This is a genomic window from Cyanobacterium sp. T60_A2020_053, assembly GCA_015272165.1.
In the GTDB taxonomy this organism is placed as follows: Bacteria; Cyanobacteriota; Cyanobacteriia; order Cyanobacteriales; family Cyanobacteriaceae; genus Cyanobacterium.
In genome coordinates this window covers 1-9,076 of the sequence record JACYMF010000045.1, presented here as the reverse complement: position 1 = coordinate 9,076, position 9,076 = coordinate 1, and the positions used below count along the sequence as shown (strand labels likewise).

The 9,076-nt window shown below is 37.5% G+C and carries 7 protein-coding genes and 1 pseudogene; 2 read left to right on the top strand and 6 right to left on the bottom strand.

Going from position 1 to position 9,076, the window contains the following annotated elements; translation table 11 throughout:
- Positions 1-126: 126 nt before the first annotated feature.
- The 5 genes from recG to IGQ45_06600 form a co-directional block, all read right to left on the bottom strand.
- Positions 127-2,607, bottom strand: a complete 2,481-nt coding sequence (gene recG / locus IGQ45_06620; protein MBF2056886.1) for an ATP-dependent DNA helicase RecG — start codon at positions 2,605-2,607, stop codon at positions 127-129.
- 654 nt (positions 2,608-3,261) lie between these two features.
- Positions 3,262-3,858 carry a Uma2 family endonuclease gene (locus IGQ45_06615; GenBank protein MBF2056885.1) on the bottom strand — a complete coding sequence of 199 codons (597 nt, stop codon included), beginning with the start codon at positions 3,856-3,858 and terminating at the stop codon, positions 3,262-3,264.
- A gap of 91 nt (positions 3,859-3,949) precedes the next feature.
- Positions 3,950-4,690, bottom strand: a complete 741-nt coding sequence (locus IGQ45_06610; protein ID MBF2056884.1) for a cytosolic protein — start codon at positions 4,688-4,690, stop codon at positions 3,950-3,952.
- Positions 4,687-5,511 (bottom strand): site-specific DNA-methyltransferase, encoded by an 825-nt coding sequence (locus IGQ45_06605; protein ID MBF2056883.1) that lies wholly within the window; start codon positions 5,509-5,511, stop codon positions 4,687-4,689. Before IGQ45_06605 ends, IGQ45_06610 begins: the two co-directional genes overlap by 4 nt.
- A gap of 81 nt (positions 5,512-5,592) precedes the next feature.
- Positions 5,593-6,654, bottom strand: a complete 1,062-nt coding sequence (locus IGQ45_06600; protein MBF2056882.1) for an Mrp/NBP35 family ATP-binding protein — start codon at positions 6,652-6,654, stop codon at positions 5,593-5,595.
- Positions 6,655-6,775: 121 nt separating this feature from the next.
- Here IGQ45_06600 and IGQ45_06595 point away from each other — a divergent pair, with 121 nt between their 5' ends.
- The gene (locus IGQ45_06595; protein ID MBF2056881.1) at positions 6,776-6,925 is read left to right on the top strand and encodes a hypothetical protein; all 150 of its coding nucleotides are present in this window, start codon (positions 6,776-6,778) and stop codon (positions 6,923-6,925) included.
- On the opposite strand, the pseudogene IGQ45_06590 reads toward IGQ45_06595, so the two are convergent.
- Positions 6,918-7,097 (bottom strand): annotated as a pseudogene (locus IGQ45_06590) (alcohol dehydrogenase catalytic domain-containing protein). The gene IGQ45_06595 and the pseudogene IGQ45_06590 sit on opposite strands and share 8 nt — an antisense overlap.
- Positions 7,098-7,342: 245 nt before the next feature.
- Here IGQ45_06590 and IGQ45_06585 point away from each other — a divergent pair.
- Positions 7,343-8,635, top strand: coding sequence for a sugar ABC transporter substrate-binding protein (locus tag IGQ45_06585; protein ID MBF2056880.1), 1,293 nt, complete (start codon positions 7,343-7,345; stop codon positions 8,633-8,635).
- Positions 8,636-9,076 lie beyond the last annotated feature (441 nt).

Sequence of the window (9,076 nt, the reverse complement as noted above, 5' to 3'; positions counted from 1 at the left end):
GAAACCTGACACCCGAAGCCTGACACCTCCCCTCACCAAAATACTTTTTCAGCAACCCCTAATTATTTATAATAAATGCTAAATTGTCCATTATCCCTTGTCCATTGTCCATTATCAATTGCCCTTCTACGTCAGCATTTCAGCGCCCATCAATTTGCGGTAGCGCCTTTCTAACTCCCCTTTCAAAGATGAATTTTTACCTAAATAACCTTCTTCTAAGAGGATTTTTTCTGCCGCCTCCCTCGCTAAAATTAACACTTCTTGATCTTCCACTAAACTAGCGAGGGCAAAATCAGGCAAACCCGATTGACGACTACCCAAAACTTCCCCTGGCCCTCTTAAACGTAAATCCATTTCCGAAATGAAAAAACCGTCTTGAGATTGTTCTAAAACCTTCAATCTTTGAATACCATCGGGAGATTTACTACCATTTATTAACATACAATAGGATTTATGACTACCTCTACCAACTCGCCCTCGTAATTGGTGCAGTTGCGACAACCCAAAACGCTCGGCATTTTCAATTAACATCACTGTGGCATTAGGCACATCTACCCCCACTTCAATCACCGTAGTGGAAACAATAATTTGCGTCTGATTATCCCGAAAGGCATTAAGCGCCTCGTCTTTTTCCTGAGACGACATCCTACCGTGTAATAAACCCACCTGAAAATCAGGGAAAATCTTTTCGCTAAACTTTTGATGTTCGACTACAGCCGCCTTAACGTCTAGCTTCTCCGATTCTTCGATCATGGGAAAAATAACATAAGCCTGTCTGCCTTTAGCTACTTCCCGTTTAATTAGTTCATAAGCATTAGTTCTCTCCTTGGCGGTGAGGGCGCTGGTTTGAATGGGTTGTCTGCCGGGGGGTAATTCATCAATTTGACTCACATCTAAATCCCCATGTAAAGTTAAGGCAAGGGTGCGAGGGATTGGTGTAGCCGTCATGGTGAGAACATGGGGCGCTTTTCCCTTTGCTAACAGGCGCGCGCGCTGTTGCACCCCAAAGCGATGTTGTTCATCAATTACCACCAAACCCAAATTACGAAAATTAACGGGGTCTTGTATTAGTGCATGAGTACCAATTAATAAGGGTAATTCTCCGTTTTGTAGTTGACTGTGAATCTCCCTTCTTTTAGCGGTTTTGGTTGATCCTGTCAACAATTCTACGGGTAAATGAAGTAAATTAAACCACTCAACAATTTTGCGATAATGTTGCTCTGCTAATACTTCGGTGGGCGCCATTAATGCCCCTTGATAGCCCGATTGAATGGCAGCCAAAAGAGCAAATACCGCTACAATGGTTTTACCTGATCCTACATCCCCTTGTACTAAACGATTCATGGGAGTAGAAGAAGCCAAATCTGCTTCAATTTCGTTAATTACCCGTTGTTGAGCGCCCGTCAACGCAAAAGGTAAAATTTGGCTAAACTGCTCAATTAACTGCCCTTCAGGTACAAAAGGGGAGGCTTGACGATGTTTTTTTTCTTCTTTTCTTCGTTGTAAAAAACCTAATTGCAAATAGAAAAATTCATCAAAAATTAAGCGACGGCGCGCTTGCGCTAATTGTTCTTGATTTTCGGGATAATGAATATGAGTCAGCGCCCTCCGCAACTCAATTAAATCATATTGCTGTAACAACTCTGGGGGTAAAGGGTCTTCAATGTCGTTGATAGTTGGTAAAGATTCCACCACCGCTTTACGAATCAAATCCGCCGCCACTCCTTCGGTGAGGGGATAAACGGGCAATAAACGACCAATTTTGAGGGAATTAATACTATCGCCGTCAGAGTCTAATACTTCAAATTCAGGATTATCTAAACTAACACCATATTTATTTTCTTTCACTAAACCAGATACAGCAATTAACGCGCCCATAGGATAGCTACGCTTCATTTTTTCCTGCCATCCTCGATTACTAAAAAAATGTCCCGCAAAAAAACGACTAATTTTTACTTCTCCCGTGCGATCTTTTACTATTACAGTAAGAATGGTTAATTTTTTATTTTTGGGACTATTGAAACAGGTACATTTTTTGACAGTGCCGATAATTGTTACGGTTTCCCCTGCTTCTAAATCCTTAATGGCAACTTGGCGCGCGTAGTCAATATGGTCTCTTGGATAATAAAATAACACATCGCGCACTTTATAAAGACCTAATTTATTAAATAAATCTTTTTGCCTGATATTGATACATTTTAAATCTAAAATACTACTATTTAAGGTTAGGGCGGAGGGCGCTTCTTTGGGGACAATATTAACTTTTTCTATGGGTTTAACGGTTTCTTCTTCTTCAAAAGCATAAGATAATTCTTGAGGAGATGCTAATTTTTCTTTTACTTCAGCGATTAAAGCCTGAGTTTGAGCGATTAAATCGACTTTTTCTTGATAAGTTAAATCAGGATATTCCGCAAATTGTTTGGCGGTTTTTTGCCATTTAAACGCAATCATTAGATTTAAAACGGGAGGGAGGGCGCCAAAGCTCAAACAGAGAAACTCATGGAAACGATATTGTTTTCCTTGTAAATTTTGATAACCACGATCACTTTCTATTTGTAACGCTTTTTCTATTCTCTCCCAGTCAAATTTTTTGCCGTTAGTATCCATGAGTGATTAGTCATCGTCAATTCTCATGATATTTTAACCTGTATGTCATCGGTAATGACATCTTTTATTCATTTCCCCCTGTTTCCCTAACAACACTCTTTAGACAAAAATAGCATTCAAAGGACAAAATAAGAGATACTACGGTGAGACGATAAAGCCTCATAATTAGCAGGGCGTTTTCATTCTCAAAAATGTTAGTTTCTCAAACTAGCCAATAATCTGAAATTCAGAGGTTTTTAACTACTAATAAATCAATTAATAGTAAAAAATCCTCCTGTCTCCCTGAATCTCCCCCCTTTTTAAGGGGGGTTGGGGGGGATCATCCTTATATTGTCTTCTTGTCAAAAACAAATCAATTTTGATCCTGACTTTGAAAACACCCTGCATAATTAGGGGGCGCTGAAAAAGTGCAATCGTGAGGTGAAGGGCAAAGGGCAAAGGGCAAAGGTTAGAATGCTTATATATCAAAGATTTTGCCATAATAATTATTTTCTATAAATTGCTGTTGTGTATCAATTATTTTTGATTCGGATACCATAAATACAGATTTTTTAGAGAAAAAAGTCAATTTATGACACTTTTTGTTATGTAGAATAGACTTTAAATCTTTATTGGACAAGGGTTTTGATTTATTCAGCAGACCCTAATTATCAATTATCCATTATCAATATTGTCAGTGCCAAAAATAATACGTTGATAAAGAATATTAAAGGAAATAGAAAAATCAATACTAGCTAAAGAAAGCTGATTATTTTCTCCTTCAATAGTATTAAATAACCATTGTTTTTCTGTTTGCTTGATATATTGTTCTACATAATAACTAGATTGAGAAATAACGATATATTCCTGTAAACTAAATAGAGAACGATAGGCTCTAAATTTTTCAGTTTTGTCATATCCTTGTGTGGAATCAGATAAAACCTCAATAATAACTTTAGGATTAATTACTATAGTATTATTTTTCGATTTATACACTGGTTCACCTTCAATAATCATTAAATCAGGATAGGTATAAAAACGATAGTCTTCAATCCATAGTTTCACGTCATTGATATAAGTGTAATAGTCTTGATTGTTAATAGTTAAAGGAAAAGCCCGATAAAAATTACCAGCAATTTGGTTATGATTAGTTGTACCTCCAGCCATAGGGATTATTTCTCCATCAATATATTCATTTCTAAAGTCTGATTTTTCCTCTAATGCTAGATATTCCTCTGGAGTATGATATTTAATTTGAACTTGAGCAATCATAATTTAATCTCGGTTTTTATTTTAAATAAGAATTAATATTTTTTCTCATTTTATCAAATATAAATTGGGGTGGAGGGCGCTTTTTTTTGCTTTAGCTTAATTTTTGTGAATTAAATTCAACAATTTTTGTCCAGTTAATCACGCCATCTAAACAAAATTCTTTAGTAAAACTATAGGTTAATTTATTAACTAACTTAGCATAAGCAGATAAAAAAGCCTCGTTTTTTTCTTTGGCTTTGTATCCTAAAGGTTCAATTATCTCAGTGTATAAATTTTCATTATCAGAAATTAATTCCCAAAATTCTTGTCCGCAATATTTAAAATATTCCCTCTTATAAGGATTGACTTCAACTCCATAGCAACAACCATTAATGGCAATTACAGCTTGATCTTTGTTCTCAGATTGTAAAATTTTTTTAGCATTGCTAAAGTTTTCTTTCATTTTTTTTATTTGGCTACTATTGCCCCAATTTGGACCAGATTTGATTTCTACAATATAAATAGTGCTATCTTTAACAAACTCTAAATCAATACCTTCTAATCTTTCAGATTTATAACCGTTAAAAACTTTTTGACAAACAAAAACAGCTAAACCTTCCAGAAACTCACCAAATAAAGTTTCTTCCTGTGATTGCAAAAAAGCGTCTAATATATGAGTCACAAAATCTTGAGATGTTAAAATGTTTTTAGCTTTATATAAATAAGGATTTTTTCTCTTTAAAATTTTATGTAAATCGAGATTTTCTAGTTTTTCAATTCTTTTATTATGAAATTTATCGATATTGTTTTTAACGTAATTAGTAATATCTTTTTTAGAAAGATTATTTCTCATAATAATAAATAACTAACAGGGGTAATTTTCTCTTTAATTTGTTCGTAATACTCTGGTAATATTTCAATACCAATGGAATTTCTTTTTAATTTTTGTGCAACGGTTAATGTTGTACCCGATCCTGCAAAAGGGTCTAAAATAATATCTCCTTCCTCTGTAAAAAGTTTAATAAACCACTCTGGTAAACCTTCAGGAAAAGCGGCACTGTGATTTTTATTACTACATTCTGTTGCTAAGTGTACTACGTTTGTGGGATAAACATCAGTTTTACCTACCCAATTAGAAACATTTTTGCCAAATCCGCTACCATTTTTGGCGTTGTCACGAATTTTATCTGTGTCACTTAAATTTTTTAAACGATCTGTTGCCCAATGTCCAATAGGTACTTTTACCGCTTCTTGGTACATATTAAATTTTTTTTGTTTATTGAATTGTAATAATCTTTCCCACGCATCTCGAAAACGGTTAGACCATTTACCGGGAAAGCAATTTCTTTTGTGCCAAATAAATTCTTCTGTCCACAACCAACCTTGTTTTTTCATGGCAAGAATTAACTCTAAAACATAAGTGCTTCTTTCACCATTAACAACTTTTTCTTTAATATTAAGAATGAATGTTCCTTGGGGATGTAAAACTCTTAATAATTCAGCGCTAATGGGCAAAAACCAATCAACATAATCATCAGGATGAATACCCCCATAAGTTTTTTTGCGCTGATCGGCATAAGGGGGAGATGTGACAATTAAATTAATGGAATTATCTGGTATTTTTTTGAGAATTTCCTTACAGTCACCCAACAAAATATCAGTGTTTATTTCAATCATAATTCAGGCAGTAATAAAAAAGTAATATCAAGTATTTTTTACACCGTATAATTAATTACACGGCTTGAAAATCATCATCTAAGCACTTAACGCAAAAACTGACACCTTACCAGCAATTTGTTGAGCAATTTTAACTAAGGCTTTCGCTGATTCTGAATCAGGATAAGCAATGACGATGGGAATACCGTTATCTCCGCCTTCTCTGACGGACATTTCTAGGGGAATACAACCTAATAAAGGCACTTGTAATTCTTTTGATGCTTTTTCACCGCCCCCTGAGCCAAAAATATCATAAGTGCGCCCGTCATCGGGAGCGATAAAATAACTCATATTTTCCACAATACCGAGAATATTTGTGCCTAATTGCTCAAACATTTTTAAACCTCGTCGGGCGTCTTGGAGAGATACGGTTTGAGGAGTGGTGACAATGACAGCGCCCGCCAACGGTACAGCTTGTGCTAAAGTTAATTGAGCATCTCCCGTACCCGGCGGCATATCCACGATAAGATAATCTAATTCGCCCCACTCTACTTGATAGAGAAATTGACGGATAATACCATTTAACATGGGGCCACGCCACATCACCGGCTGATCTGGATCGATTAGTAAACCCATAGAAACCATTTTGACACCATGATTAAAGAGAGGCTCTAAAATATCCCCTTGAGGCGATTTGTGTACGGTGAGGGGCGCATTATTTAAACCTAACATGGTGGGCGCATTAGGACCATAAATATCAGCATCCAACAAACCAACCTTAGAACCAGCTTGAGCTAGAGATACCGCCACATTAACCGCTACGGTACTTTTACCCACTCCTCCCTTACCACTGGAAATAGCGATAATATTTTTCACTTTATCCACAGAAGTGCGATCGGGTAACGGCTTTTGCTGTGGTGTTTCTGCCGTCACGTTAACCTTAACCGTTTCTACCCCTGATAACTGTTTAACAGCTTTTTCGCAATCTTCCACAATAAATTCTCTTAATGGACAAGAAGGAGTAGTTAGCACGAGGGTAAAGCTAACAGCGCCCTCCACCACTTGCACATCACGAATCATATTTAACTCTACCAAACTTTTTTGCAGTTCAGGGTCTTGAACTGGTTTTAATACTTCTAAGATTGATTTACTATCCAGCATATTTTATATTTATTTCTCGTTGATGAAAATTGCCTTCCCATAAGCAAATATACCATGTTCTAGGAAGCGAAAAAAAGCCGAGTCGTGAGGGTAATGAATTATGAATTATGAATTATGAGTTATGAATTATGAATTATTATCTCCCCGTCTCCCCGTCTCCCTGTCGCCCTGTCGCCCTGTCGCCCTGTCGCCCTGTCGCCCTGTCAACCTGTCTTCTTGTCAAAAACAAATCAATTTTGATCCTGACTTTGAAAACACCCTGCTAAAATAGTGGGAAATAATCCCTCAGGGTCTAATCCTGACAAGGTGTAAGCATCTGTGTGACATACCCCAGTGGCTTTTATTTCTACTAATACTTCTCCGGCTTGAGGTGGTTGTAAGTCAACGGTTTCTATTACTAATGGTTGTTTTGGGTTAAGGGAGACGGGGAGACAGGGAGACAGGGAGACGGGAAGACAGGGAGACGGGGAGACAGGGAGACAGGGAGACGGGGAGACAGGGAGACAGGGAGACGGGGAGACAGGGAGACGGGAAGACAGGGAGACAGGGCAATTATGAAATAATAATTTCCTTTGCCCCTTGCCCTTTACCCTTTTAAACCATTATTAATTGTCAATTATCCATTTTCCATTGCTATATGGGTTAAATTAATTAAGGAAAATATGTGTAGATAAGATTCAAGGTTTTTATGAAAATAAGCAAAATAAAATATACCAGCGCCCTCAGCACTATTTTAATTTTATTGGCAGGATGCGGTAATGGTAATCAATCCGCCCAAGGAGAAGTGGAATTTTGGACAATGCAATTACAACCAAAGTTTACTCCTTATTTCGAGGCTTTAAATAAAAATTTTGTGGCAAGTAATGCCGACGCCAATATATTATGGGTAGATGTGCCTTGGAGTGCCATGGAAAGCCGTATTTTAACGGCTGTTTCAGCTAAGAATGCTCCTGATGTGGTTAATCTTAATCCTGATTTTGCTTCTCAATTAGCTTCCCGTAACGCTTGGCTAGATTTAACTGCGGAAATTCCCCCCGAAATTCAAGGGCAATATTTGCCAAAAATTTGGTCTGCTAATCAAATTGAAGTTTGCACCACTGATAACTATTGTAGTACCACTAGCTTTGGGATTCCTTGGTATCTTACTACTACCATAACTGTCTATAATAGGCAGTTATTAGCTCAAAGTGGCATTAATCAAGCGCCCTCCACCTTTACAGAGTTAGCACAAACTGCTCAAAAAGTCAAAGAATACACAGGAAAATATGCTTTTTTTACTACTTTTGTACCCACTGATTCTAATGAAGTTTTAAATTCATTGGTGCAAATGGGAGTAACTTTATTAGATGATAATGGTAAGGCTGGATTTAATACTCCAGAGGGTGAAAAAGCCTTCACCTATTGGGTGGATTTGTACCAGCGAGATTTGTTACCTCCCGAAGTTTTCACCCAAGGACATCGTCACGCTGTGGAGTTATATCAAGCGGGGGAGTTAGCTATACTGGGGACGGGCGCTGAATTTCTCAACACTATTGCTATAAATGCGCCCTCCGTCTATGAAAATTCTGCCGTAGCACCCCAAATCACGGGGGAAACGGGCAAGAAAAGCGTAGCGGTGATGAATTTGGTTATCCCCCAAGATAGTGATAATCCCCAACGGGCGCTGGATTATGCTTTATTTGTTACCAATGAAGAAAATCAGCTAAAATTTGCCCAAGAAGCCAATGTGTTACCATCTCATACTGATGCTATTTCCAGTTATATTGCTAGTCTTGAGCAACAGCAAGAGCAAAGTATGTTACTGGAAGGTCGCAAAATCAGCGCCCTCCAACTCGATCAAGCAGAGGTATTAGTGCCCCCCATTGCTAATCTTAATGAGTTAAAACGTATTCTTTACGAAAATCTCCAAAGTGCTATGTTAGGGCAAAAAACGGTGCGAGGGGCGCTGGAAGATGCGGAAAAACAATGGAATGAACTTTAGATAGGGCTTGTTGAAAAATTGGCGTGGTGAGAATAATAGATAATTATTAGACTTCGGCATCTCACAATACTATTTATCAATGTAGGTTGGGTTAAACGAAGTGCAACCCAACACAAATAATTTAGGTGAGGTAAGAAGCCTACACTGTATCTTGCGTCAGTGTAGGAGATGTCACATATAGCAGTCCTAAATTATTTATGAGAAATTTTAAAATAAAGAATATCACTATACAACCTACCAGACAAAGGGTTTAAACCCCTTGTGATTAAAATGTAATTGTTGATCATCTCACAAATGAACTACGCATTTCCGCTACGCTGAGAAATGCGTTTCTGACGCTTCTTCGCCCCAAGTTGCCTCATGCTTCCGCACTCAGTAGAGCTTGGCGACTCTGCGTCTAAAGAGGCACGTTCCATACCCCTGATATAGTTTTCTATGACC